This window comes from Dolomitihabitans soli (assembly GCF_022213955.1).
Lineage (GTDB): Bacteria > Actinomycetota > Actinomycetes > Streptosporangiales > Streptosporangiaceae > Streptosporangium_A > Streptosporangium_A soli.
Genome location: NZ_JAKNTW010000042.1, coordinates 57410 through 81894 on the forward strand (window position 1 = coordinate 57410; position 24485 = coordinate 81894).

General features: G+C 69.6%; 24 protein-coding genes. 12 read left to right on the top strand and 12 right to left on the bottom strand.

All coding sequences use genetic code 11. The features are described from left to right. Positions 1-21 precede the first annotated feature (21 nt). Positions 22-402, top strand: coding sequence for a DUF4440 domain-containing protein (locus MBA17_RS45230; RefSeq protein ID WP_238504777.1), 381 nt, complete (start codon positions 22-24; stop codon positions 400-402). Here MBA17_RS45230 and MBA17_RS45235 read toward each other — a convergent pair. Further along, entirely contained in the window at positions 368-2134 is a 1767-nt protein-coding gene (locus MBA17_RS45235) for a hypothetical protein (RefSeq protein ID WP_238504778.1), read from the bottom strand. The two genes, MBA17_RS45230 and MBA17_RS45235, sit on opposite strands and share 35 nt — an antisense overlap. A gap of 172 nt (positions 2135-2306) precedes the next feature. On the opposite strand from MBA17_RS45235, the gene MBA17_RS45240 reads away from it, so the two are divergent. The 5 genes from MBA17_RS45240 (at position 2307) to MBA17_RS45260 (ending at position 8205) form a co-directional block, all read left to right on the top strand. Next, positions 2307-2837, top strand: a complete 531-nt coding sequence (locus MBA17_RS45240; RefSeq protein WP_238504779.1) for a hypothetical protein — start codon at positions 2307-2309, stop codon at positions 2835-2837. A 406-nt stretch (positions 2838-3243) separates the two neighbouring features. Continuing rightward, complete coding sequence (locus MBA17_RS45245) at positions 3244-4527, top strand: S1 family peptidase (RefSeq protein ID WP_238504780.1); 1284 nt, start codon at positions 3244-3246, stop codon at positions 4525-4527. Positions 4528-4817: 290 nt separating this feature from the next. Continuing rightward, on the top strand, positions 4818-5501 hold the full coding sequence (locus MBA17_RS45250; protein ID WP_238504781.1) for a formylglycine-generating enzyme family protein: 684 nt from the start codon (positions 4818-4820) through the stop codon (positions 5499-5501). 214 nt (positions 5502-5715) lie between these two features. Next, a complete protein-coding gene (locus MBA17_RS45255; protein WP_238504782.1) occupies positions 5716-7254 on the top strand; it encodes a hypothetical protein in 1539 nt (512 codons plus the stop codon). Between the two features lie 27 nt (positions 7255-7281). Continuing rightward, the gene (locus MBA17_RS45260; protein WP_238504783.1) at positions 7282-8205 is read left to right on the top strand and encodes an arginase family protein; all 924 of its coding nucleotides are present in this window, start codon (positions 7282-7284) and stop codon (positions 8203-8205) included. A gap of 2 nt (positions 8206-8207) precedes the next feature. On the opposite strand, the gene MBA17_RS45265 is transcribed toward MBA17_RS45260, so the two are convergent. Genes MBA17_RS45265 through MBA17_RS45280 form a run of 4 tightly spaced genes read right to left on the bottom strand, consistent with a single transcriptional unit; the run spans position 8208 to position 10931 of the window. After that, entirely contained in the window at positions 8208-8954 is a 747-nt protein-coding gene (locus MBA17_RS45265) for a class I SAM-dependent methyltransferase (protein WP_238504784.1), read from the bottom strand. 20 nt (positions 8955-8974) lie between these two features. Further along, on the bottom strand, positions 8975-9142 hold the full coding sequence (locus MBA17_RS45270; protein WP_238504785.1) for a hypothetical protein: 168 nt from the start codon (positions 9140-9142) through the stop codon (positions 8975-8977). Between the two features lie 5 nt (positions 9143-9147). After that, complete coding sequence (locus MBA17_RS45275) at positions 9148-9795, bottom strand: response regulator (protein WP_238504786.1); 648 nt, start codon at positions 9793-9795, stop codon at positions 9148-9150. Continuing rightward, positions 9792-10931, bottom strand: coding sequence for a sensor histidine kinase (locus MBA17_RS45280; protein ID WP_238504787.1), 1140 nt, complete (start codon positions 10929-10931; stop codon positions 9792-9794). The genes MBA17_RS45275 and MBA17_RS45280 overlap by 4 nt, the downstream gene beginning before the upstream one ends. 109 nt (positions 10932-11040) lie before the next feature. Between MBA17_RS45280 and MBA17_RS45285 the strand changes: the two genes are divergently transcribed. Together MBA17_RS45285 and pyrH are read left to right on the top strand one after the other, a co-directional pair. After that, the gene (locus MBA17_RS45285; protein WP_238504788.1) at positions 11041-12249 is read left to right on the top strand and encodes an alpha/beta hydrolase family protein; all 1209 of its coding nucleotides are present in this window, start codon (positions 11041-11043) and stop codon (positions 12247-12249) included. Between the two features lie 7 nt (positions 12250-12256). Further along, a complete protein-coding gene (gene pyrH / locus MBA17_RS45290; RefSeq protein ID WP_238504789.1) occupies positions 12257-13111 on the top strand; it encodes a UMP kinase in 855 nt (284 codons plus the stop codon). A gap of 208 nt (positions 13112-13319) precedes the next feature. On the opposite strand, the gene MBA17_RS45295 is transcribed toward pyrH, so the two are convergent. Then, positions 13320-13760, bottom strand: coding sequence for a PASTA domain-containing protein (locus MBA17_RS45295; protein ID WP_238504790.1), 441 nt, complete (start codon positions 13758-13760; stop codon positions 13320-13322). 268 nt (positions 13761-14028) lie between these two features. On the opposite strand from MBA17_RS45295, the gene MBA17_RS45300 reads away from it, so the two are divergent. Further along, positions 14029-15042 (top strand): DUF3800 domain-containing protein, encoded by a 1014-nt coding sequence (locus tag MBA17_RS45300; RefSeq protein WP_238504791.1) that lies wholly within the window; start codon positions 14029-14031, stop codon positions 15040-15042. A gap of 35 nt (positions 15043-15077) precedes the next feature. Here MBA17_RS45300 and MBA17_RS45305 read toward each other — a convergent pair whose 3' ends face one another. From MBA17_RS45305 to MBA17_RS45320, 4 genes are all read right to left on the bottom strand, one after another. Beyond that, on the bottom strand, positions 15078-16676 hold the full coding sequence (locus MBA17_RS45305; protein ID WP_238504792.1) for an ABC transporter permease: 1599 nt from the start codon (positions 16674-16676) through the stop codon (positions 15078-15080). Beyond that, the gene (locus tag MBA17_RS45310) at positions 16673-17596 is read right to left on the bottom strand and encodes an ABC transporter ATP-binding protein (protein WP_238504793.1); all 924 of its coding nucleotides are present in this window, start codon (positions 17594-17596) and stop codon (positions 16673-16675) included. Before MBA17_RS45310 ends, MBA17_RS45305 begins: the two co-directional genes overlap by 4 nt. Beyond that, positions 17589-18269 (bottom strand): TetR/AcrR family transcriptional regulator, encoded by a 681-nt coding sequence (locus tag MBA17_RS45315; protein WP_238504794.1) that lies wholly within the window; start codon positions 18267-18269, stop codon positions 17589-17591. The genes MBA17_RS45310 and MBA17_RS45315 overlap by 8 nt, the downstream gene beginning before the upstream one ends. A gap of 100 nt (positions 18270-18369) precedes the next feature. After that, positions 18370-19575: an MFS transporter gene (locus MBA17_RS45320; RefSeq protein WP_238504795.1), complete on the bottom strand. Its 1206-nt coding sequence runs from the start codon at positions 19573-19575 to the stop codon at positions 18370-18372. Positions 19576-19643: 68 nt separating this feature from the next. Between MBA17_RS45320 and MBA17_RS45325 the strand changes: the two genes are divergently transcribed. Together MBA17_RS45325 and MBA17_RS45330 are read left to right on the top strand one after the other, a co-directional pair. Further along, positions 19644-20267 (top strand): helix-turn-helix domain-containing protein, encoded by a 624-nt coding sequence (locus tag MBA17_RS45325; protein WP_238504796.1) that lies wholly within the window; start codon positions 19644-19646, stop codon positions 20265-20267. Between the two features lie 252 nt (positions 20268-20519). Then, entirely contained in the window at positions 20520-21299 is a 780-nt protein-coding gene (locus tag MBA17_RS45330) for a S1 family peptidase (RefSeq protein WP_238504797.1), read from the top strand. Here the strand turns inward: MBA17_RS45330 and MBA17_RS45335 are convergent. Further along, positions 21286-22194 carry a helix-turn-helix domain-containing protein gene (locus MBA17_RS45335; RefSeq protein WP_238504798.1) on the bottom strand — a complete coding sequence of 303 codons (909 nt, stop codon included), beginning with the start codon at positions 22192-22194 and terminating at the stop codon, positions 21286-21288. The two genes, MBA17_RS45330 and MBA17_RS45335, sit on opposite strands and share 14 nt — an antisense overlap. Positions 22195-22307: 113 nt before the next feature. On the opposite strand from MBA17_RS45335, the gene MBA17_RS45340 reads away from it, so the two are divergent. After that, positions 22308-23132 carry a phytanoyl-CoA dioxygenase family protein gene (locus MBA17_RS45340; protein ID WP_238504799.1) on the top strand — a complete coding sequence of 275 codons (825 nt, stop codon included), beginning with the start codon at positions 22308-22310 and terminating at the stop codon, positions 23130-23132. 37 nt (positions 23133-23169) lie between these two features. Here MBA17_RS45340 and MBA17_RS45345 read toward each other — a convergent pair whose 3' ends face one another. Continuing rightward, positions 23170-24339 (bottom strand): ROK family transcriptional regulator, encoded by a 1170-nt coding sequence (locus MBA17_RS45345; RefSeq protein WP_238504800.1) that lies wholly within the window; start codon positions 24337-24339, stop codon positions 23170-23172. Positions 24340-24485 lie beyond the last annotated feature (146 nt).

The following is a 24485-nucleotide window of genomic DNA, read 5'->3' on the forward strand; positions in this document are numbered from 1 at the left end:
TGCGAGGCAGAGGTACGGCACATGCACCGGGTCATCGCCGCGTGGCTCAGCGGCGGGGACACGGAGCTGGCCATGTTCGCCGAACCGCTGGCCGACGACTTCGTCATGATCAACCCTGATGGGATGGTGATCGGGAAACAGGGTGTCGTGGATGAGTTCGGGCATATACGCGGGGCTGTGCCCGAAATCGCCATCGAGATCAGGAATTTCCGCCTGGTGACCGCCGGACCCACGCACGCGGTGGCCGCCTACGAGGAGTGGCAACAATCGCCGGTGGGAAACAACAGCAGGCACAGCACGGTCGTCTTCACCGCCGACCCATCTGCCCGGTACGGCTACCGCTGGCGCCATCTCCACGAAACCTGGTTCACGCGAGCGGACATCGAATCGATTGCGCGGTGAGCGCCCTGGCCGCCGTCAGCCTCCGCGGTCGGAGGCTGACGCGGCTCAGGTGAGCACGACCGCGACGGGGGCGGACGCGGCCCGCCGTCCGGCGGGATCCACCATGACGACCTCCACGTTCGCCGCATCCCCGCGGTCGGGCACAGCGATCGAGAACCGCTCGGGTTCGGCGGCGTCGCGAACGTCGGCGGCGTCCACCCGGGCGAGCGTGACCGGCCCCGCGGTGTCGCGGACCTCGAACCGGAAGCGCCCGGCCGGGCCGTCCGGCGCCGTCGCGGTCCACGCTACGACGAGGTCGGTCCCGGCTGCCGGCCCGGTCGCCCCGTCGACGACGGGCGGGAGCGGGGCCTCGCCGCTGAGCGTCTCCACGCGGGCGACCGCGGAGGGCTCCGAGCGGCTGGCGGCCCCCGGTGCACTCGCCCGCGCGATGACGCGGTACAGGTAGGCGACCCACGGGAGCACGGCGGGCCTCGAGCACGAGCGCCACGCGCTGGCCCGGCACGAGCGGGACGTAGAGGCGGACCGCCTGCGATCCCCCGGCGGGCTGGTCGACCGTCGCCACGAGGTCGGCCTTGAGGCCGGCCGTCGCGGGGGTCGGGGGCGGGTGCTGGACGAGGACGGTGCGCTGCGCGCTGACCGGATTGACGCGGTGGTCGGTGACGTCGACCTTGAAGGTGTGCGCGCCCGGCGGGAGGCGCATCCACCCGAGATCCGGCTGGTTGACCCGTTCCGGGTTCTCCAGCTCGGCCGCCGCCGGCAGCGTCCACTTGACCTGGAAGCCGGCCGACGCCCAGCTCGGCGTGGCGACGAGGCGCACCTTGCGCGCGACCTCCGGCGCGATCGGGGCGGGGACGGTCGGGTCGACCTCGGCGGCGTCGACGCGCTGGCCGGAATCGGTGCGGAAGCTCACGACGACGGCGACCTGGGGGGCGTCCGGCGCCACGGCGTGGACGAGTTCACCCTCGAACGTCCCCGTGATCTCCATCGGGTCGAACCGCATGACGAAGTCGTGGACGCGCGCGATGCCCGACCAGGTGCCGACCTCATTCGGGTCGCCGACGAAGAGGCCGAGCTCCTGCAGGATGACGCCGGTGAAGGTGCCGTCGGAGGCGACGCCGGTCAGGTTGTCCAGGTTCTCCGGATCGATCTCGCCGTTGAGGTCGAGCAGCACCTCGTCACAGGCGAGGCCGAGGTCGGTTCCCGCGATGAGGAAGTGCGGTGGGACGAACCGGGCGGATGGAAAGCGCGGGTCGGCGCTGCCGTTCGCGCCGGTGAATCGCGCCGAGACGTCCGTGAGCCCCGCTCCGGCGAGCACGAGGGTGAGCCCTGGCCCGAGCAGACGGACGGTGCCGAGCGCGGGATTCGGGACAAGGCGGACGTAAGGATCCGTGACCAGGTCGGCGGGCACCAGGTCACGCGGGTCGGAGATGAGCTCGAACCGGCCGAGGTCGACCTCGATGCGGTCGAAGTCGTCGCTCCCACCCGGGAAGAACATCCGTACGGCGACGCGCGCGGTGCCGGTGCCGACCGGGATCAGCCGCAGGGTCCACGAGCCGATCGGGATCGACAGGTCGACCCCCGTCGGGGCGACGAGCGCGGCGGAGTACAGATCGGTACCGTCCGCCTGTGGCGTCGGACCGGCGATGTCTTCGATGAACGCCGGCGGTCGCGCGCCCGCGGGCAGGCGGCGCTGCAGTTGCTGCAGTGAGCGAACGACATCCTCGGCGGCCAAGGCCGGCTCCTATCGCTCACCAGACGCGGCTCGACGCGCACTGGGTGTGAATACCATTTGATACGGCCGCTTTACGCTGGTCGCCCCGTTGCCACGAGCGGTCCGGAGTCTGCCCAACGGCATTGACGGTGAGGCCGATGTGTTCGGCCCCGGCATCGGGCAAGATCGCCCCATGCGCCTGACTCGCAACCCCCGCGGCCTGCTCTTCACCGGGGGCGTCGGACTCGCCTCGCTCCTGACGTTCATCGAGGTGAGCACTCCCGGCCTGTCCTACTGGGCATTGGTGCTGGCGCTGTACTGGCTGGGGCTCGCCATCACCTGGTCCGTACTGCTGGGTCCAGGCGCGGGCCGGCGGGGGTGGGCGCGCTGGATGTTCGTCCCACTCGCACTGGTGCTGGGCACCGTGCTGCTGGTCACGGTCGACGCGCCCCTGCACGCGCGCTTCGCCCTGTCGGAATCGAGCCTGGAGCGCTACGCCCGGTCGGTGCGCGACGACGACGACGGCCGTGATCGGTGGCGGGGCCTGTATCGGGTGGGCTACACGGAGAAGATCCCGGGCGGAGCGCAGTTCATGGTCACCTCGTTCACCTGGGGTTGGAAGAGCTACGGCTTCGCCTACATCCCGGATCGGGTACCTGGCCCGGACGAGGTCTGGTACGAGCATTTGCAGGGCCCTTGGTACATCTGGACCGATGGGCCCTGAACCCCACGACGCATGACCTCCCGGTTCCACGCCGATGTGCTGGGCATGCCCGAGTCGGACTCCGGCTGTTTCAGCAATGGTCGCCCGCGGCTCAGGCCGGCTAACCAGACACCAGCGGCCCCTGCCGCGCTTTCCGCGTCGAGGCCAGCCCTGGCCGGGCCCTGGAGGCACCCTGGCAGGAACGAGGCCGTTCACGTGCGGCAACCTGACAAAGGCGGGAGGCCGCAACAGGAACGGCGTGAACTTCACCGACTTCCTGCCCGCGATCGGTAAGGGCGCCCTGAAGCGCGGGGCTGTCCAACTATATCGATTTGCCACTCCAGAAAATAAGTCAAGACATTGATTACATCGCAAATACATGAAATATCGGATGTATCCCCGTAATTAAGGCACGGAGGAGTATCCGGTGAAAATCCCCCCGATCACCGTAAGAGCCCCACGAGCCACCGGTCGACTGGCAGTGGCGCTGGGAGTCGCCCTCGCCATGGTCGCGACGGGCGCCGCCCAGGCCACCGCGGCCCCCACCCCCGCCCTCGTCAAGGGCGCCGACACCCGGGCCGTCGAGTCGGCCGACAAGATCCCGGGCGGTTTCGCCTCCTGGAAGGACCTGCTGGCCACCCAGGAGAAGCTGGTCAAGGCCGCCGACCGTGTCACCGCCGCCGTCAGGACGCAGGACGACACCGGGTTCGCCGGCATCGTCGCGGCGCCGGAGAACCGCGAGCTGCGCGTCTACTGGAAGGGAGACACCCCCGAGCGCATCAGCGCCCTGATCGGACAACTGCGCGGGGACGTCCCGGTCAGCGTCCTGCCCGCGGCCTACTCGGCCCGCGAGCTGGAGAGCGAGATGAACCGTCTCGCCCGCACCTCCGGCGACGCGATCACCTCGATCGCGCCGAACGCCGACGGCTCGGGCCTGACCGTCTCGGGCGCCGACTACGGCCTGACCCGCTCGAAGGTCGCAGACTCGGCAGTGCCGGTCACCGTGGAGGCCGGCGTCACGCCGACCCCGGCCAGCCGCTGGGACGACGCCGTGCCCTGGCTGGGCGGCGCGGCCTGGCGCAACGCCGGCACCGGCCGCGGCTGCTCGACGGGCTTCGCCGTCACCGCCGGCGGGACGAGCTGGATGCTGTCCGCTTACCACTGCGGCGGCGTCGGACAGACGGCCACCGACCCGACCGGTCAGGTGATCGGTCCGATCACCCATGCCAGCGCCAGCCGCGACGTGATGCTGATCCGCGCCGGCACCGCAGGCCGCGTCTACAACAACAACCCCGGCACCATATCGCCGGAGTTCACCAACCCGGTCGTCGGCACCTCCGCCTCCTACGTGGGCATGTGGCTCTGCACCTCCGGCGCCTACTCGGGCACCATCTGCCTTTGCCAGGTGAAAATGACCAACGTCACGATCTATCTTGCCGAGAGCGTGCTCTACGGCATGGTCCTCCTCGAGAATTCGACGCGCAAGAACGTGGCCGGCCAGGGCGACAGCGGCGGCCCGGTGGAGACGCCCGAACCGTCCAGCACCACCCAGCAGCACGCGGTGGGGGTCATCTCCCTCATCGACACCGGCGCTCAGGTGCCCTGCACCGGTTACGTCATCAGCGGCCGCATCTGCTCCTGGCGGCTGTACTACTCACCGTGGAGCAACGTGACCGCCGCCTTCCCGGGAATCGCCATCAAGACCGGCTGACGAATCGATCGAGCGAGAGGCCGGGCGTTCAGCACCGGCTCTCGTCTCGCTGGAGAAGCCCAAGCCATTTGGCACCCCGCCCACGCCACGTGGTCGTCAACGAGCTCCTCGTCCGCCCCACCGAACAGGCCTGATCCGACGGCACAGCGGCACTCGTCCGGACATGCGGGCATCATCCGGCACATTTCACAGATGGTAATTTCCTGAGAACACGCGGAGTCACAATCATCCTCATGCTGCTCGGGGAAGGCGTCCAGGCAGTTCACCATCGTCACGTGGAAGGACCTGAGATGCGCCCCGAATCGACGGCGATCGCGGAGAACATGGTCGAGATCCCCGCCGGGGAGATCGTCCTGCTGGACGAGGGGACGAGGACGAACTGGAAGGTCGAGGTCGAAGCCTTCCGGCTGGCGCCGTATGCCGTGACCCGCGAGCTGTACCACGCTGTTCGGGGCGAGGCGCCCGTGAGCTCGGCGGGGCCGCGGACGCCGGTGACCGAGGTCTCCTGGAAGGAGGCCGTCCGGTTCTGCAACCTGCTCTCGCGAGCGGCGGGGCTCGAAGCCTGCTACTCGATGGGCGACGACCCCGACGGACAGGACGTCGACTGCGACTGGGCGGCCGGCGGCTACCGGCTCCCGTCCGAGGCGGAGTGGGAGTACGCGTGCAGGGCCGGGACCTCCGGCGTCCGGTACGGCGAGCTGGACGAGATCGCCTGGCACCGGGGGAACTCCGGCGGCGAGGTGCACGATGTCGCGTCCAGGGCGCCGAACGCGTGGGGCCTCTACGACATGATCGGCAACGTGTGGGAGTGGTGCTGGGACGTCTACGATCCCACTGTCTACGGCCCGTACCGCGTGTTCCGCGGCGGGGGCGCGCATGATCGGCCCCGCGGGTTGCGGGCGTCGTGCCGCCGCAAGAGCCACCCGACCTTTCGCATCGACGACCTGGGGTTCCGGCTCGCTCGATCGCTGTGAGCGGGGACGGGCCGACGTCTCGGCGAGGTGTCCGCAGCGGACGATCCGACAGGTGTCGGCCACACCCGGCGGCACGCATGCGCTTTACCATGCTCAGCGTTAATCGTCAGGTGCGGCGGGGAATTCGCTGAAGGAGTGAGCGTGGTCGATCGCTCCTTGGCCGCCATGGCCCCGGCGGCCGGGTATTCGTGCCAGACATCCGACGGGAGCGATCATGCAGGCCGAAGATCTGACCGGGTACTACACATATCGAAGCTATCTGAACCGCCCGGAGCCGGTCGACGACTTCAACAAGCTCAAATTCGCGGAAGTGGAACTTTATCTGTCCGTCCAGGAGAACAGGACCGTCACCGGCACCCTGGCCTTTCCGGCCGCCCCGGGCGGGGACGAGAAGAACGTCATGGACGTCAACGGCGAGATTTCCGACTGGTCGCCGTTGCGATTGAAACTCACGGGACAGGGCCGTGCCAACAGCGCTATCGCCGACTATTATTATGAATACGACGGGATGCTTTCCCACCACTGGACGGCAGGCGTCAAACAGCGTCTCACGCTCACCGGGACCGTGCTCCGCGCCAAGGACCACGGCGCGGGTGACAGCGTGGCCAGAGCGGGGGTCACGGCCAGCTTCGTCGCCGTGAAGCGTGACTTCGTCGCTCCGCGAGACGTGCCGGGCAACGCGCTCCTGCCGGCTGCCGTCGCCATGCTCGCCGGACGGAGTCACCGGCTGCGCCACAGCACGTGGCACACCGTTCGAACCAGTTGGTGGCGCCCTCTCCAGGAGGCCGATCGCGCGGAGATCACCCAGCTCGGCTGGGGGTTCGCCCGCCCGCCGTTCAACGACAAGGGGCGACTCGATCTGATCAACGGCGCGGGCGAGGACTTCCTGTTCATGCACCGCCGGATGATCCGTATGGTGAACGACATCTATGAGCAGGCCGGAGTCCCGGTCATCGCGGCTTGGGGATCCATCCCCGGGCCGGACGTGCCGCAGTTCGTCTACGACGAGACCAAGGATCCCCAGAACCCCGGAAAAGTAATCATGAAGTACTCGGCCGCTCGTTCGGGATTCATGGTCCCCCCGGCCGAAGCGGCTTTTCTGGATATTTTCCCCGAAGCGGACCGGCGGACCATGAAGCTCTTGAAGTCGCCGGACTACCTCAACTTCGTCATGAGACCGCTGGAGCGCAGTTTCACCTCGTCGACGTATCTTTCCGGTCTTTCCCTCGGCGCCCTCGGAAACCTCCTCGAATTCACCATCCACAATCAGATGCACATGCGATGGGCGTCCATTCCCCGAGACGCTCAGGGGAACGTCGCGCAGCGGGACGACTTCGACTTCGCCGAGAAATGGGACGACCCGGCGTACGATTATCTCGGAGAGTTCTACTCTTCGCACGTCAATCCGGTGTTCTGGCGCCTCCACGGCTGGGTGGACGCTCGTATCGAGGACTGGTACCAGGCGCACGAGGCCGCGGCGCCGGGTGAGATCGAGCGCATAGAGCACAAGGGCGTGCGCTGGTTCAAACCCGGGAAGTGGGTCAAGGCCGCGGATCCCTTCGACTGGCCGGACAACGGGCATCATCGCCACGGTGACCACGAGGCCATCGCCGTCATGCTGAAGGTCCTCAGGATCGTGCAGGCGGCGCGGGAGCGGGCGAGCCGCAGTATGGCGGGGGCGGATCTGCAAGAAGGCCGATCTCTCGGCGCCATGAGTTTTCTGCGGTGGACCGAGCCGCCGCCCGATCTGTGACCGTCGCATGATGAAGATTGGTGCAGGGTGCGAATCGATGTTCTGGGCGCCGGATTCAACTCCGCGGGGCTGGACGACGGGGTGGCCCGGGCGCCGGGCGCGTTACGCCGCGCGGGTCTGATCACACGAGCTCTCACCGGGCACGAGGTCAGGGACCTCGGCGACGTCGAATTCCGCGAGCCGATACCGCGGCGTGGCGAGGTGACGGGGTTGCTGGCCGAGGAGGCGCTGATCTCCATGCTCGCCGGTGTCCGGCGCAACGTGGAGGCGATTCTGGCCCGCGAGCACTTCCCGTTGCTGATCGGTGGCGACTGCGCGGTGCTGCCGGGTGCGCTGGCCGCCTGCCGGGCCGTCCACGGTTCCGTCGGCCTGTTGTTCGTGGACGGCCATGAGGATGCCTGGCCGCCCGCGGACTCGACCACCGGAGAGGCCGCGGACTGTGAGCTGGGGCTGGCCTTGGGTCTCACGGCCGCCGACGTCCCGGCGGAGCTGGCACCCGTGCTGCGGCCGGAGGCCACCGCCCTGCTGGGTCCGCGTGACGGCGCGGAACTCCACGACCACGGCGTCGGTTCGTTGCGCGGATCGCTGTGGTTCGCCACCGACCGGGACCTCACCGGGCGGATCGCGGCCTCGGTGGCCGATGCCGTCGCGACCATCGAGATGGCCGCAGGGCACTGGTGGCTGCACGTCGACCTCGACGTCCTGGCCACCGACCAGCTGGCCGCCGTGGATTACCCCCAAGCCGGCGGGTTGAGCTGGGCGGAACTGACCGAGCTCACCGCCATCGCACTCCGGCGACCGGGCTGCGCGGGGTGGTCGATCACCATCTACAACCCGGACCTCGATGCGGACGGGCACGAAGCGCGGCGGGTCGTGCGATACGTCGAAGAAGCGCTGTCACCCACCGCCCACGGGCTCGACCGCGACCACGCCGAGCCGGGGAGCGGGTGAGGTCAGGCGGGCGCCTCGGCCGCGACGATGAGGAAGTTCGGCAGGTGGACGTACGCCTCGATCCCCGGAATCTCGGGGGCGGCGTGCGCGGCCACCGTGGGGTCGAGGCCGGGCTCGACAACCTCACGCAGGCGGCAGCCGAGGGCGGCCAGTTCATTGAGGTAGGCCGAGATGGGACGGTGGAAGTCCGTGGCGGCGGGCCCGGGGATCTCGTACGGTTCCAGGTATCGGCCGGCGCGGTGCTCGCCGTACTCCCGCCAGGAGCCCAGCAGTCGTTCGAAGGCGGGATGAACGAGGGAGAAGACGAACAGGCCGCCCGGGCGCAGGGCCCGCACGCAGGCGCGCATCGCGGGCTTCCACTCGGGAACGGCCATCAGGACCATGCTGCACACCACGGCGTCGAACGTGACGCCCAGGTCCGGCAGCCGCGCCAGGTCCGCCTGGACATAGGTGACTCCCTGCCGCAGTTCGTCCTCCTTTTCACGGGCGAAGGCGGACATGGTGTCGGTCGGCTCGACGCCCACGACCCGTGCTCCGCGCGTGGCGAGCATGCGGCTGAAGTATCCGTTCCCGCATCCGGCGTCGAGCACCCACTGGTCGCGCACGTCGCCCAGCAGCCGCAGCAGCACGGGATTGACGAGGTGGCCTTTGGCGAAGTCGCCCTCGTCCGCCGTCGATTCCAGCGATTCGCGCGTGGCGGAGGCGTTCCAACGCTCGATCGCGGCGTCGTTCGTCCAGTCGGCTGTCATTCGCATGATCTTAAGAGGTGTCAGGGGGCGATCACATCCGGCGGAACCACGGCGCCTCCGCCGAATGTGCCGCCCTCCGCCTTCTCGTGCACCACGCGATCCGCCTCGGGGCCGGCTCCTTCGTGCACGACGATGAACGCCTCGGACAACGCCTCCCCGGCCTCGAACCTCGCCCTGTACGAAGCCACGCCGGTCAGCCGAGGGCCGCGTCGTGCACCAGGATCGCCGCCTGCACCCTGTTCGCCAGGCCCAGCTTGGCGAGCAGGTTGCTGACGTGCGCCTTCACCGTCGCCTCGGTGAGCCTGAGCTCGAGCCCGATCTCCGCGTTCGACAGGCCACGGGCCAGCGCCCTGATCACGTCCTCCTCCCGGGCGGTCAGCGAGGCGAGCCGGCTGCGCGCGGACTCGGCGCGGGAGGGGGCCTTGTCGACGAAGGACGTGATCAGGCGCTTGATGACGGTGGGCGACAGCATGGCCTGGCCCGCCGCGACCGTGCGTACGGCGGCGGCCAGCTCCCACGGCGGGGTGTCCTTGAGCAGGAATCCGACCGCGCCGAACCGGAGCGCCTCGTGGACGTACTCGTCGAGGTCGAAGGTGGTGAGCATGATCAGCTTGGGGGAGTCGGGAGCGGCCAGGATGCGTGCCCCGGCGGTCAGGCCGTCGGTGCCGGGCATGCGCACGTCCATCAGCACGACCTGGGGTTTGAGCCTGGCGGTGGCGATGACCGCCTCGTCGCCGTCGCGGGCCTCGCCGACGACCACCATGTCGCCCGCCGACTCCAGGATCATCCGCAGGCCGGCCCTGACCAGCGCCTCGTCGTCGACGATCAGTACCCGGATCACGCGGTGGGGATCCTGGCGAGCACCTGGAAGCCGTCGTCGTCCCGCGGGCCGGCCTCCAGCCTGCCGCCGACCAGCTCGACGCGTTCGCGCAGGCCGATCAGCCCCCAGCCGGAGCCGGGCAGGTCGCCGTCCGTCCCGGCGGACGCTCTGTTGCGCACGATGACCTCCAGCTCAACGGGCCGATAGCGGACGAACACCTCGGTCTCGACGTTGCCCGCGTGCTTGTGCACGTTGGTGAGCGCCTCCTGGACCACGTGGTAGGCGGTACGTTCCAGGGTGGGACTGAGCGGGCGGGCGTCGCCCTCGTCATGACGGTTGACCACGATGCCCAGCGCGCGGGTCTGGTCGAGCAGCCGGTCCAGGTCGGCCAACGTGGGTTGCGGGCCGCGCGGGCCGTCCGGCGACCGCAGTACGCCCAGCACCTCGCGCAGGTTGGTCAGCGCCTCCCTGCCGGTGACCCTGATCAGCGCCGCGGCCTCGGCCGTACGCGCGTCGGGGGCGCCGAACTCCAGGGCGCCCGCGTGCAGGACCATCAGTGACACCCGGTGCGCGACCACGTCGTGCATCTCCCTCGCGATGCGCGTGCGTTCCTGGCCCCGCGCCTGGTTCGCGCGCAGGATCTGCTCGCGCAGCAGCTGCTCCGACCGTTCGCGCGCCGCGTCGAGCACCTGCCGTCTGGCACGGACCCAGAGCCCCGCGACGAGCGGCAGCCCGAGCATCGCGCCGCCCATCACGAGCACATTGGCGAGAGTGCCCGCGACCAGCGCCTGGTATCCGCCGTGCAGGTGGGAGACGAAGCCGCCGAGCGCGAAGACCACGATCATGCCGCCGACGTGGAGCCAGAGGTCGCGGCGGCTCAGCCGGGTGCCCGCGTAGTAGGAGCCCACGACGGCGGCGGGCCAGATCACCAGCCAGACGTAGGCGACGGCGCCCACCGCGACGAGCGGCCACAGCGAGCGCCTGCCGACGACCGCGGCCGCCCCCGACGCGGCGGCGATGGCCACGAGCACGGGGACGGGCAGCGTCGACTCGACGCCCATCGAACCGGACGCCGAAGCCATGGAGAGGAGGAACACCGCCACGCCCAGCGCCCACGGCATGATCCGCTCGACGACGTCTGAATCGCCGTATGTCATGGTCAAAGGCTATAAGGCGACCTGAACGGCGGGCCCCCTACGAAAGTCGCGGGTCCCGGGCGACTTTCGCCGGGGACCATTCGGCGAGGTCGCCCCGCATGGTGAGTGCATGAGAAAGCCAGCCCTCGCGAGCCTGCTCGCACTCTCCACCCTCACCGCACTCACCGCGCTCACCGGACCCGGTACGGCGAACGCCGCGACGCCCGTCTTGCCCGTGTCCACCGGTACGGCGAAGGCCGTGACGCCGGTCTTGCCCGTGTCCACCGACGCGAAGGCCGTGACGCCCGTTCTGCCCGCGCCCACCGGCGATCGCGCCGTAGGGCGATCGGTCCTGCATCTGGTCGACTCCAGCCGTCCCGACCCGTGGGTCGCCGAGAGGAAGGCGCGCGAGTTGATGGTCTCGGTCTGGTACCCGGCGCGCAGGGCCGTGGGCAGGCCGGCGCCGTACCTCACGCCTCAGGAGTCGGCATTGATCATCCAGAGTGTGCCGGAGCTGAAGGACGTGCCGCCGGGCACGCTCGCGAAGACGAAGTCGTACGCCCGTGTCGACGCGCCCGCGTTGAAGCGGAAGGGCGGGTGGCCGCTGGTGGTGCTGTCACCCGGCATGACGATGCCGCGCGCGACGATGACCTCGCTGGCCGAGGAGTTCGTGAGCAGGGGCTACCTGGTGGCGGGCATCGAGCACACCTACGAGTCGATCGGCACCACGTTCCCCGACGGCAGGACAGTGACGTTCGAGGCGGGCAAGGGCGGCCAGACGCCGGAACTCGGGGCGAAGGTCGCCCGGGTCAGGGCCGCCGACACGACGTTCGTGCTGGACCAGCTGGAGAGGAGGAAGCACTGGAACCGGCTGATCGACGAGACCAAGGTCGCGATGGTGGGGCACTCGGTCGGCGGCCAGAGCGCCGCGCAGCTCCTGGCCGTGAGTGACCGGGTCAAGGCGGTGGTCAACCTGGACGGCTCCTACAACCCGACGACGCCGGCGAAACCGGTCGAGAAGCCGTTCATGATGATCGGCAACCCGAGGCAGGAGCCGAACGCCGGCGGGGAGCCGAAGTCCTGGGACCTGTTCTGGCCGCACGTGACCGGTGACTGGAAGCGGTGGCTGACCGTGACCGGTGCCGAGCACACGAGCTTCGTCGACTACGCGGTGCTGCAACCGCAGCTCGGACTGCCGAAAGCCCCGATCGACGGCGAGCGGTCCATCAAGATCACCCGCGACTACGTCACCGCCTTCCTCGACCTGCACCTGAAGGGCGAGCGCCGGCCGCTGCTGGACAAGCCGTCGGCCGAGTATCCCGAGGTGAAATTCTGGTAGATGAGGTGTGGGCAGCGGGGTCGCCTCGCTGCCCGGCCGTCCCTTGACCGCACCCCGGGCGGTCGGGGCTGACACGCGGAGCAAACTAGTGTCGGCTCCAACAACGGGCACTCACGGGAGAGTTATGACATTCAGGCGCATCGTCATCAAGCTCAGCGGTCGTGCGATCGCGGGCCAGGATGAGTACGGGTTCAGTGCCGAGGCGCTGCACCACCTGGCCACTGAAGTGATCGCTGTGCGTGATCTGGGCATCGAGGTCGCGATCGTCGTCGGCGGTGGGAACGTCTTCCGCGGGACCCGCTCGGAGTCCTGGGGCATCGACCGGGTGGAAGCCGACAACATCGGCATGATGGGGACGGTCATCAACAGCCTCCTGCTTCGCGGCAAGCTCAACGCGCTGGGACAGGACGACGTCCGGGTCATGACGGCCGTGCCCATCGACGCGGTGGCCGAGCCCTACATCAGGTTGCGGGCCGTGCACCACCTGGAGAAGGGTGCGCTGATCGTGTTGGCCAGCGGCAACGGCCAGCCGTTTCTCACCACCGATTATCCGAGCGTCCAACGCGCCATCGAGATCGGCGCCGATGCGCTCCTGGTCGCCAAGCACGGTGTCGACGGCGTATACGACAGCGATCCCCGCGCCAACCCGGAAGCACGCCGGTTCCGCCAGCTGACCTATCAAGACGTGCTGGACAGCGATCTTCGGGTGATGGACCAGGCGGCGTTCATCCTCGCCAGGGATCACAGTATGCCGATCCATGTCTTCGACATCGAGAAGAAGGGCATCATGGCGGCAATCTGCGCCGGTGAGCACTATGGCACGGTGATCGACAAGGGTGTGGAGAAGGCCACCTACGCTTGAACCTGATCTTTCCCCACGTTGTTGGATCATCGTGCCCCTGCTGAAGCACGTGGAAGCGACGCCATGGTGCCCTTCAGCCCCAAGTCGGCGTATTCCGGTCGAGGCGACCGGCGCCCGAACGCCTCGCCGGCCGTACCGGCGTCATGAGAGCCGCGCTCGCCTCAACCCCTGACCAGGCTCGGCGGCTGATCCCGCGATGGGCATCGCGCTATTCGCCGTGTTTCTTCGCGTAGAGGGTGATGAGCTCGTCGGGGTCGACGTTCTTGGCGGGGGCGGGTTCCTGGCGGGTGACGACCCAGTTGCGGTCGGAGACCTGGAGGCGGTTCTGCCCGGTGGCGTCCTTGTCGTTGAGGATGTAGAAGCCGGCGGCCTGAAGCGTGTCCTGCGCCTCCTGCAGGTTCATCCCGACGACGTTGGGCAGCGTGGCCGTCGCGGCCCCCTCCGGTTCGGCCGGTTCGGCCGGTTCGGCCGGTTCGGCGGGCTGTGTCTGCGTCACTGTGACGGTGGGGGCCGGCGGCGTGACCGTGACCGTCGCCGGGGCGGCTGCGGGAGGGTCCCCGGCGCAGCCGAGTAACGCCAGCGGGAGAGCGGCGGTGAGCAGGAGCAGAGCGGTGCGCGCGAGCGGGCTGGGCGAGAGCGGCTGCTTCATGCCGTAGATCATCCTTGTTGCCGACACGCCTGAGCTAGATGGCGGCAGGTGAGGATCGTGTTGACGACGAGCTTCGGAGGCGGCGTCGTCAGGGTGGACCACCGGAGCGCCGCTTGACGAGGACATCGCCCTTCGCGGGTCGTCGAGAAAGCGGGTCGTCGAGAAAAGGGGTCGACTCACCGTCCGGCGATGCTGATAGAACGAGATCCATGGGAATCGACGTGACTTCCGTGTTTCGAAGCGGTCCCATTCGTGAGGGGAACGGGCGGTGACGGGAGATCGTGCGGAGTTTCCGGCGAACGGTCACCTTGAGATCGCCTGTGACGAGTCCGGCTCGGAGGGGGAGAAGCTCATCGGCGGGAACACCGATGTCTTCGCCCACGCCGGCGTACGGCTCCGCGCCGACTCGGCGGCGGAGTGCATCCAGGAGACGCGGAACAGAATCCGATCTCCGGCGACGGAGTACAAAGCAAACCATCTGCTTCGCGAGAAACATCGGCCGGTTCTCACCTGGCTGCTCGGGTCCTCGGGGCCCATTTATGGGAATGCGCACGTGTATCTGGCCGACAAGACGTTCTTCGCCATCGGCAGAGTCGTCGATCTCCTCGTCGGGCGGGTCGGCAGCGCGGCGGATGGGGATGCGCACCGGGACGGGCAGGCGCAGGCCATGGCCGTCACCCTGTACCGAGAGGGCCAGGCGACGTTCGGGCGCGAACAGTGGACGGCCTTCCTGGAGTCGTTCAACGACCTGATGCGGGCCAGGGTGTCCGTCGACTCGTTCTTCCAGGTGGTCGACGCCATGAGTCTTTCCGGTGCGCAGGGACGGGTCGGCGAGATCATGGGACGGCTCGCGCAGGCCAGGCCGTACGCCGACGATTTCCGGGCCCGGCTGCTCGACCGGCCGAAGATGGCTCCCGTGCTGGACCCCCTGATCCCGGCCATCGTCCAGGCCGTCGTCCGCTGGGGGGAAGGCGGAAAGCCGGTGTCGATCGTTCACGACGAGCACTACACGCTGACGCAGGGGCGGATCGCGCGACTGCAGGCGTCGTTCGTGGCGCCACATCCTCCCGGAGGCCGGCTGACCGGCCTGAGGCTCGTCGACTCGCGGTCGGACCCCCGGGTCCAGGTCGCCGACTTCCTGGCCGGGGTGGCGCGGAAGATAGCGTCGGACGAGCTCAACGATCGAGGCGACGCGGAACTCGTCGCGTTGCTCCGACCCTATGTGCATCCCTCCTCGATCTGGGGGGACGCGCGAAGCTGGTCCCTTCTGGGGCCCGCCTGAGGTCACGGTGACACGTGGGGGTGCTGGTAGCGGCCTTACCCGAAGTCGCGGCGGCGGAGGGCGAGCAGCCCGCCGCCGAGCAGGATCGCCGTGACGGCGAGCAGGGCCACGACCGGTCCGGCGTCCAAGGGCGCCGCGGCGAAGGCGTTGGGGATGTAGTGGAGCGGTTCCAGCGGGCTGCCGCCCCACCGCCCGTACAGGGGGCCGGCGACCTGCCCGAGCGCGGCGGTCAGGATCCAGACGGTCCAGGAGATCGCCACGCTCGCCCGCGGCAGCAGCCCGTAGGCGAGCACGCACACCGCCCCCACGCACCAGACGGCCGGCACGGCGCCCAGCGCCCCGGCCAGGAAGCGGGGCATGTCGGTGGCGAGGTCGCCCACGAGCACCGAGTACAGCGTGCCGAACACGAGCCCGGCGACGGCCATCAGCGCGGTCGTGCCGAGCCCGGTCACAACCAGGTGCCCGGCCGCCCACCGGAGCCGGGTCACGGGGGTGGCCTGGACGGCCTCCGCGCGGCCTGAGATCTCCTCCTCGCGCAGCCGCAGTGTCATGAGCACCGGGTAGAGGGCGATGGCGTACGCGAGGATAAGGATCATGTACCAGGAGTAGGCGCCGAGCGTCTCATCTGCGGGCACGCCGAGGGTGTTCCTGATGTTGTCGGCCAGGATGCTCGGTCGCGAGAGCAGATCCCGGCCCAGCGGGCTCAACCCGGCGGCCGCCGCCGTGAAGAACGCGACCCCGGCCGTCCATTTCACCAGCAGGCCGCGGTGCAGCCGCCAGGCCAGGCTGATCGGGCCGCGCAGCTCCGGGGCCCTCGCGCGCCCGAGGCGCTCGGACAACAGCCCGGCGCCGAGGTCGCGGCGGCCGAGCAGCTGATAGGCGACGGCGAGCAGGACGGCGCCGGCCAGGATCGAGACCCCGAGCATCCACCACCGCTCGTCCTGGTAGGCCTGCACCAGATGGCTCCAGCCGATCGGGGACGGATACTTCAGCCAGTACTGCCCGCTCGCATCACCGGCATAGCGCAGCACGTAGGAGACAGCGAGCGCCGACAGGCCGACCGCGGTGGCCGTACGAGCGTTGCGCGACAGCTGGGCGGCGACGGCGGCGACGCCGGCGAACACCCAGCCCGCCACCGTGATGGCGGCCCCGTAGGCGAGCGACCCGATCGGTTCGAGCCCGATCCCGATCAGCACGACGGCCGTCACCAGCCCGCCGAACAGGCTGACCCCCGTCGCCACCAGCATGGCGGCGGTCAGCTGAGCCCGGCGGCCCACCACGGCCGAGCGGACCAGCTCGCTGCGGCCGGCGTCCTCCTCCCCGCGGGTGTGCCGGACGACGGACATGACGGCCGCGAACGCGCTCGCCACATAGAGGAACCCGCCGCTGCGCCACGTGGCGAGCACCTCCAACCGCGGTTCGACGAATCCGCCGCCGAGCCCCTGGAGGAACGCGTTGCTGCGGATGAGGCCGATGTAGGTGAGTTTCAGCTCGTAGGTGCCCATGTTCCTGTTGATGTAGGCGACCATCGCCAGGGCCAAGGTCACGATCAGCAGGATCCACCAGGGGGCGATGGTCCTTTCCCGGCGCAGCGCCAGGCGGACCAGGTGGCCGGTGCCGGTGAGAGGGTTCATCGTGCCGCTCCCGCGTGCCGCCCGTTGCCCGCGCCGGTGCGGTCGTAGTGCCGGAGGAACAGCTCCTCCAGGGTGGGGGGCCGGCTGACGAGGCCGCGTACGCCGACGTCGGTGAGGTGCCGAAGCACGGCGTCCAGGGCGGCGGTGTCGACGTCGAACCACACCCGGTCGCCCTCGGCGCGCAGGTCGTGCACGCCGGGCAGGTCGGCCAGCCCGTCCGTCGGCGCCGCCAGGTCGGCCTGGATGGAGGTGCGGCTGAGATGGCGCAGGCCGGCCAGGGTGCCGCTTTCGACCGTTCGTCCGTCCTTGATGATGGTCACCCGGTCGCACAGTTCCTCGACCTCGGCCAGGATGTGGCTGGACAGCAGCACGGTCCGGTTCCCGCGGCGCTGCTCCTCGCGTACCGTCTCGCGGAAGACCTCCTCCATCAGGGGGTCCAGCCCGGTGGTGGGCTCGTCGAGGATGAGCAGTTCGGCGTCGGAGGCCAGCGCGGCGATCAGGGCGACCTTTTGCCGGTTGCCCTTGGAGTAGGCGCGGCTCTTCTTGCGGGGGTCCAGGTCGAAGCGTTCCAGCAGCTCGGCGCGGCGCCGCTCGTCGAGCCCGCCGCGCAGCCGTCCGAGCAGGTCGATCACCTCGCCGCCGGACAGATGGGGCCACAGCGTGACATCGCCGGGTACGTAGGCCAGCCTTCGGTGCAGTTCCGTCGCGTCGGCCCACGGATCGCCGCCGAGCAGCCGGGCGGTGCCCGCGTCGGCGCGAAGCATGCCGAGCAGGATCCGGATCGTGGTGCTCTTGCCCGCGCCGTTGGGCCCCAGGAAGCCGTGCACCTCTCCGGTGCCCACGACGAGATCGAGGCCGTCCAGCGCGCGGGTGGCGCCGAACGTCTTGACCAGGCCGGTCACCGATATCGCGTCACTCATCGGGGTGCTCCTTGGCCGAACGGAGTGTGGCCCCGGTGTCCGCTCGGGTCTTGTCCAGGGCGTCGCGGTACGCGGCGGCCTCTTCCGGGCTGAGCCAGGGGTGGGAGTAGAGGTCGAGCAGGGTCAGGGCGAGCAGGTGAGCGCCTTCCTGGCTGGACACGTCGGCACCCAGCCCTCGGGACACGTGTTCGTGCAGGATTCCCACGGCCAGTGCCATCGCAGTGCCCACCGTCGCCCTGGCCTTGCGGTCGGCGAAGGGGGGATCGGAGCGGCGCTCGTCGAGCCCTGCGAGCCACTGCTCGCTCATCTGTGCCATCGCGTCGAACACCGGCTCGGCCCGTCCCTCGGTCAGGGCGCGAGCGAGGTATCGCTGGTAGGGCCCGAGGGCCGCCATGGAGGCCGCGACGTAGTTCATGCCGCTGGCGGGGGTGTCGGCGCCGGCCTGCTCGTTGATCCTGCTGATCAGCTTGACCAGGTGGGCGTCGCACGCCTCGCGCAGCTTCTGCTTGGTCCCGAAGTGATGACGCAGCAGCCCCGGGGACACCCCTGCGGTCTCGGCGATGGCCCGGGTCGTCGCCCCCTCGAAGCCGTGCTCCCCGAAATGCCGCAAGGCCGCGTCTCTGATCCGCGCGCGGGCGGTCAGGTCCTCAGGGTCGGGTCGTGATGTCGTCACCACATGGCTCCTATCCAATCGCATAGAGAATTGCTCGATTGGAGAGGATACTATGCGCTTGCATAGGCGGGTGCGAGAGTGGCCTTCGGAGAGGCGGGGGTCAGACCGTGAGGGCTTCGCGGTGGGCCGGTACGGCCCGCGCGACCAGCGCGGTGGCCAGCATGCAGACGGCTACGGCGGTCACGAAGACGGCGGGCAGCCCCGCGAGATCGCCCAGCACGCCGCCCGCGGCCGCGCCGATCGGCATGCCGCCCATGCCGATGAGGCGGTAGGCGGAGTTGACTCGGCCGAGCAGTTGCTCGGGGATGAGGCGCTGGCGGAGAGAGATGACGATGACGTTGGACGCCGCTCCGGTCGCGCCCATGAGCACGGCGGCGGCATAGGTGGGCCAGGCGAGTGGCACCAGCACGGGCACGAGCAGCAGCAGGCTGTTGACCAGCCACGTGCCGACCAGCGTGCGTTTCTCGCCGAACAGACCCAGGGCACGCCCGGAGGCCAGCGAGCCCAGCACCGCCCCCGCGGCGATGGCGGTCATCAGCAGGCCGTAGGCGCCGGGCGTCAGGCCGATGGGCGATTGCTCGCCGACGGCCCACAGGACGAAGACGGCCCAGTATGCGGCGTTGGCGGTGTTGAGCATGCCCGCGGAGATCGCGACCGCGCGCAGCACGCGGTGGTCGCGCAGGTAGCGCAGGCCTTCGCCGATGTCGGCGCGCAGGCTGCGGGTGGAGGCGTTCTCCGGGCGGAAGCGCCCGCGCATGCCCAGCAGCAGTAAGCCTGCCGCCGCGTAGAGCAGGGCGGGCGCGCCGAAGATGGCCGCGGCCCCGACCCCGACCAGAAACCCGGCCGCCGGGCTGCCCAGGAAATCGTTGCCGACCGTCTGCGCGCCCACGATCCTGCCGTTGGCGTCGGCCAGTCGCCCCCGGGGCACCACCATGGGCAGCAGCGACTGCGCGGAGGTGTCGGCGAACACCTCGGCCACGCCGGCGACCAGCAACGCGGCGAGCAGTAACGGCAGCGACAGGTGTCCGAGGGCGGCGAGTACGGCGGTCAGCCCGAGCGCGCCGGTGCGTGTCCAGTTGGCCACCGTCATCACCCACCTGCGGTCGCGGCGGTCGGCGATCGCGCCGGCGTGCAGCGCGCACAGCAGCCACGGCAGCGTGGCGGCCGCGCCGACCAGCGACACCAGCGTGGGAGAGCGGGTCAGGCTCACCGCCAGCAGAGGCGCACCCACCTTCAGGACCCCGTCGGCCAGGTTCGACAGCCCGGTGGACGACCACAGGAATCCGAATGTCCTGCCCAGCGCCATGGGGGCCTCCGATAGTGTGTAAGGGAAACTGTGCATAGATTTCTTTGCAAAGATAGGTGTGCACACCCATGACACGCAAGAGCTTTTCGGCGCGCACTCTCGACGCCAAGGCGCTGAAGTCGTTCGCGCATCCGTTGCGGCTGCGCCTGTACGAGCTGCTCGACGAGCACGGGCCCTCGACCGCGACCCAACTCGCCGCCCGGGTGCACGAGAACACCGGCGCGACCAGCTATCACCTTCGCGAGCTGGCCAGGCACGGGATGATCGAGCCCGTGCCCGAGCTGGGCAGGGGCAAGGAGAAGTTCTGGCGCATCACGCCGGGCGGCTTCGCCTTCGGCTCGCCGCCCGACTCCGACCCGGAGACGGCCTCGGCGGTCGAGTTCCTGATCGCCGACGTGATCAGGCAGCGCGGTGCGGAACTGGCGCGCTGGCAGGAGGAGGAGGGCAGCACGCCCGAGGAGTGGGTGCGGGCCAGCGGGCTGACGCGCAGGTCGCTGCGGCTGACGGCGGAGGAGCTGACGTCACTGTCGCACCAGGTGCACGAGGTGCTGGCGGTCTACCGCGAGCTGTCGGACCGCCGCGAGCGCGAGTCGGCCGGCGACCCCGATCCTGCGACGGCCAAGGTCGTCATCCACTTCGACACCTTCCCTGTGGGCCGCCGGAACGCGCCGGAAAAGGGGCCGCAGGGCTGACGCGACGGTGACCGGGATCACCGGCCACAGGTGCCGCCGCTGGAAGAGCCGGGAGGGCGCCGGCGGTCAGACCGGCCCGCCGGGCACCTGGACCACGTGCATGGGCGTGGCATGCCCGCGAACCTTCGGCGCTGTCCCTGCGTGGTGATCCTCGCCTGTCAGGCAGGATCCAGTCCGGCCTCCAAGCGTGCAATCGAGTAGATCTTTTGCTCAATTGGGTCAAATGGAACCCTGTGCAGTTAAAGTCCCTTTATGCGATTCGTCCCATTCGTCATCATTTGTACCGCACTGGCCACAGGTGCCACCGTTTCCCCCGCGTGGGCCATCACCGACGGCACCGCCGACGGGAACGACCACCCCGAGGTGGGAGCGCTCATCGGCGACAAGCCGCACCCCGACGGCACCTGGTCCTACTGCACCGGCACCCTCATCTCGCCGACCGTCTTCCTCACCGCCGCCCACTGCGGATCGCGGAAGCAGAAGACCGCCAAGGTCACCTTCGAAACCCGCTACAAGCCCGGGTCCACCGTCTACACCGGCCGTTACGTGCCCGACAAGAGGTTCAGGCACAGCGGCGAACTCCACGACATGGCCGTCGTCGTCTTCGACAAGCCCGTGCCGAACATCAAACCGGCCACCCTGCCCGCCGAGGGCATGCTTGACGATCTTGAAGACAAGGGCGAACTGAAGTCGTCGACCTTCACCCCCGTCGGGTACGGCGCGCTGGGCCGGGCCAAGGGGCAGCGCGGCAAGAGGTTCAAGTACACCGACACCCGCAACCAGGCGTCGATCTCCTTCAGGGACCTCAACCGCAGGTGGCTCAAGTTGCACCCGGACTCCGACAAAGGCGACGGCAGCTCCTGTTTCGGCGACTCGGGCGGCCCGAACTTCCTGGGCGACCGTACCTCGCACGTCCTCGTGGCCACGACGATCACCGGGAACGACAACGCCTGCAAGGCGACCAACATCGACTACCGGCTGGACACCCCCACGGTCCGGCAGTTCCTCGGCAAGTTCGTCACCCTTCCCTGAACCGGCGGTGTGGCGGCTCCTCGCGCGCGAGCCGGTCCGCCTCGGCAGGGCCCGCCGAGGTGGGACGGTGCAGGTCACGGTGCAGGTCACGGTCCAGATCGCGGTACTGCGTCGGGGTCTGGCCGAGGGCGTCGCGGAAGGCGCGGTAGAAGCTCGACCGGGTCTGGAACCCGCTGGCGTGGGCGACGCGGTCGATTCCCCAGTCGGTGCCCGACAGGATCCGGCGGGCGTGTGCGACCCGGAGCAGCGTGACGTACTGCCAGATCGGCATGCCGAGGGACTGCTTGAACGCCTGGGCGGCGTACGTCGGGTGCAGGCCGACGGCACGGGCGATCTCCTCCACCGACAGCTTCTCGGTGTAGCGGCGCGCGATGACGGCCAGCATGCGCTCGGCCGAGCGGGCCTCGGCGACGCCCGTGTCGGTCGCCTTGGGCAGCCCGCGTGACATGCGGGCCAGCCTCGCGTGCATCTCCAGCAGGCACACCTCGGTCACGCCGGCCGCCGGATCGCCACCCAGATCGGCGTCCCAGCGGCGCATCAGGAACCGGTCGTGCTCGCCCTCGGCGGCCGTGCCGTACAGGAATTCTCCGTTCAGCAGGCGGTCCACGGCGGCCTGGAGCGGCGGGCGGCCGATCACCGCGCTCAGCGGGACGGTGACCCAGACGAAGTCGACGTCCCCGGCCGACAGCAGCCGATGCGGGTAGCCGCCCCAGAAGACGGCGAGCCGTCCGGGGGGCAACTCGACCTCGCCGGCGATCGTCGAGTAGCGGGCGGAACCCGACAGCGCGAGGTTGAATTCGAGCTCGGGATGGATGTGCGACAAGGGCATGGGCCCGGAGGTCACGTGGCTCGCTCGTAGGCCGACCACCTGCGCGAGGGAACGATCTTCGGTCACGCACCTGAGGATATGCGACAGGTCGGCGAACGCGGGCGGATGACTCATCGGCGTCCCGCGCAGCAGAGTTGTGGCGAGCGAATCCCACCCCCATCCCCTGGAGGCTTCCTCCCATGTCCGAACTCGATGACTTCATGTTCGACCTCAACGGCTACCTGATCCTCAAGGATGCGGTCGACGAGGACCTGCTCCGGCGGCTCAACGCGGAGTTCGACGCCTTCCCACGCGACCTCGGGCGCGGCGACTGGTACCGGGGCGGGCAGCGCCGCGACTACACGCCGGAGACGGGCTTCGAACTCCACCAGGCGGTGACGGCGGGCCGGCCGTTCGAGGAACTGATCGACCATCCGGCCTGGTTCGACCTGGTCAGACACTTCGCCGGCGAGGAAGGCAGCTACCTGCCCGGCGTCTACATCGATGAGACGATCGCGTCGATCCGGGAGTCGGGCGGGCACCACCCGGTGCACTCGGGCGGGTACCGGGGCGCGCTGCGGGGCAGCTACGGCGTCTCCCACGGCGCGTTCAGGTGCGGCCAGGTCAACATCATCCTGGCGCTCACCGACATCGGGGAGGGCGACGGCGCGACGATGGTGGTGCCGGGATCGCACAAGTCGAACTTCCCGCACCCGCTGAACGGCGACTACGCCAGGGGCGACCGCATGGACGCCCTGCCGGGGGCGGTGCCCGTGCACCTCGCCGCGGGCGACGCCCTGCTGTTCGTCGACGGCCTCATGCACGGCGGGTCCACCCGCACCAACTCCGGCGAGCGCCGCGTGGTCATCTACCGGTACGGGCCCATCTGGGCCGCCAGCCGGTACGGCTACGCCTACGACGAGACGTGGCTGGGCGCGTTGACGGAACGCCGCCGCCGGGTGCTGCTGCCCGTCCCGCCGGTCCGGGTCGGCGATCCGTGCCCGGCCGAACCCGGCGACCGCTGAAACACACCGCATGGCCCGCTGAACGCACCCGCCAGGGTCAGCGGCCCGCCGGGAAGGGCTGGGGGAGCGCCTGGCCCGACTCGGGGGCGGAGAACTGCTGATCGAGCCGGCCGACGGCGTAGTCGATCGCGCCGAGGACCACGCACTCGTCGCCGAGCGTGGAGGCCCGCAGGTCCGGCATGCGTACGCAGACGGCTTCGAGGCGGCGGCGCAACGGGGCCAGCAGCACGTCGGCGGACCGGGAGAAGCCGCCGCCCAGCACCACGACCTCCGGGTCGAGCAGGAGCACCATGGCGGCGGTGCCGATCGCCAGGTCGTCCACGTAGCGGTCGACGGCGGCCAGCGCGACCTGGTCGCCGTCTCTCGCGGCGGCCAGAGTACGGCCGGCGGCGTCCTCGGGGGAGGTGCCCTCGGGGACGACCGCGCAGTCGTTCAGATGCTCGGGGGCCTCGATCCAGCGGGCCTGGGGCAGCAAGGCGATCTCCCCGGCCGCCGCCCCGAACCCTCTGTGCAGCCTGCCGTTGATGATCAGACCGGCCCCCATTCGCCGGGCGACGTGCAGGAACACCATGTCCTGCACGTTGCGCGCCGTACCGCGTCTGGTCTCGGCCAGTGCGGCGAGCCGGCTGTCGTTCTCGATCAGCACCTCGCACGGGAACATCTCGCGCAGCCGGCCCGCCAGGTCGAGCCCGGTCCACGCGGGGATCGCGGAGCAGTAGGTGATGCGTCCCTCGCGGTTGAGCACGCCCGTGGTGCCGACGGCCACGGTCCACAGGTCGGTCATGGTCTTGCCGCTCAGGGACAGGGTGGCGCGCACCGCCCGTTCGATCGCGGCCAGGCGGTCGTCGAGCGGGGCGGTGGGCTCCACGGGCTGCCTGATCTCGGCCATGACCTCGCCGTCGAGGTCGGCCAGCGCGGCCCTGACGTTGTGCGCGCCGACGTCGACGCCGACCAGGTAGCCGCTGTCGGCGCGGAAGCGGTAGCGGCGGGCGGGCCTGCCCATCGTGCCGGGGGTCGGCGGGACCTCGGCCACCCAGCCCAACGCCATCAGCTCGTCCACCACCTCCTTCGTGGAGGGGCGAGAGAGGCCGGTCCACTCGGCGATCGCGGAGAGCGTGAGCGGTCCGGCTCCGCGCAGCGTCCTGATCGCGGACAGCGCGTTGAGCTGCCGGAGCCGGGACAGGTCTCCGCCGCGAAGGTTGGCCATCACCCTCCTTAACAAAGGTTTCCTACTTAACTACGCAGTATGCCAGCCCTCAGCCGGCTGCGGGTGCAGGTTCAGATCTTCGATTACCTGTCGGAACAGCGTTGACCCTGATGGCAGGACGGTGCTAGTAATGAAACTCTTCTTCG

What these genes read in the sequence shown, in the direction of transcription:
- MBA17_RS45230 (WP_238504777.1), top strand. Translation starts at nt 22, where the DNA reads ATGCACCGGGTCATCGCCGCGTGGCTCAGCGGCGGGGACACGGAGCTG.
- MBA17_RS45240 (WP_238504779.1), top strand. Translation starts at nt 2,307, where the DNA reads ATGCGCCTGACTCGCAACCCCCGCGGCCTGCTCTTCACCGGGGGCGTC.
- MBA17_RS45250 (WP_238504781.1), top strand. Translation starts at nt 4,818, where the DNA reads ATGCGCCCCGAATCGACGGCGATCGCGGAGAACATGGTCGAGATCCCC.
- MBA17_RS45255 (WP_238504782.1), top strand. Translation starts at nt 5,716, where the DNA reads ATGCAGGCCGAAGATCTGACCGGGTACTACACATATCGAAGCTATCTG.
- MBA17_RS45265 (WP_238504784.1), bottom strand. Translation starts at nt 8,954, where the DNA reads ATGACAGCCGACTGGACGAACGACGCCGCGATCGAGCGTTGGAACGCC.
- MBA17_RS45280 (WP_238504787.1), bottom strand. Translation starts at nt 10,931, where the DNA reads ATGACATACGGCGATTCAGACGTCGTCGAGCGGATCATGCCGTGGGCG.
- MBA17_RS45285 (WP_238504788.1), top strand. Translation starts at nt 11,041, where the DNA reads ATGAGAAAGCCAGCCCTCGCGAGCCTGCTCGCACTCTCCACCCTCACC.
- MBA17_RS45295 (WP_238504790.1), bottom strand. Translation starts at nt 13,760, where the DNA reads ATGAAGCAGCCGCTCTCGCCCAGCCCGCTCGCGCGCACCGCTCTGCTC.
- MBA17_RS45305 (WP_238504792.1), bottom strand. Translation starts at nt 16,676, where the DNA reads ATGAACCCTCTCACCGGCACCGGCCACCTGGTCCGCCTGGCGCTGCGC.
- MBA17_RS45310 (WP_238504793.1), bottom strand. Translation starts at nt 17,596, where the DNA reads ATGAGTGACGCGATATCGGTGACCGGCCTGGTCAAGACGTTCGGCGCC.
- MBA17_RS45320 (WP_238504795.1), bottom strand. Translation starts at nt 19,575, where the DNA reads ATGGCGCTGGGCAGGACATTCGGATTCCTGTGGTCGTCCACCGGGCTG.
- MBA17_RS45325 (WP_238504796.1), top strand. Translation starts at nt 19,644, where the DNA reads ATGACACGCAAGAGCTTTTCGGCGCGCACTCTCGACGCCAAGGCGCTG.
- MBA17_RS45330 (WP_238504797.1), top strand. Translation starts at nt 20,520, where the DNA reads ATGCGATTCGTCCCATTCGTCATCATTTGTACCGCACTGGCCACAGGT.
- MBA17_RS45340 (WP_238504799.1), top strand. Translation starts at nt 22,308, where the DNA reads ATGTCCGAACTCGATGACTTCATGTTCGACCTCAACGGCTACCTGATC.
- MBA17_RS45345 (WP_238504800.1), bottom strand. Translation starts at nt 24,339, where the DNA reads ATGGCCAACCTTCGCGGCGGAGACCTGTCCCGGCTCCGGCAGCTCAAC.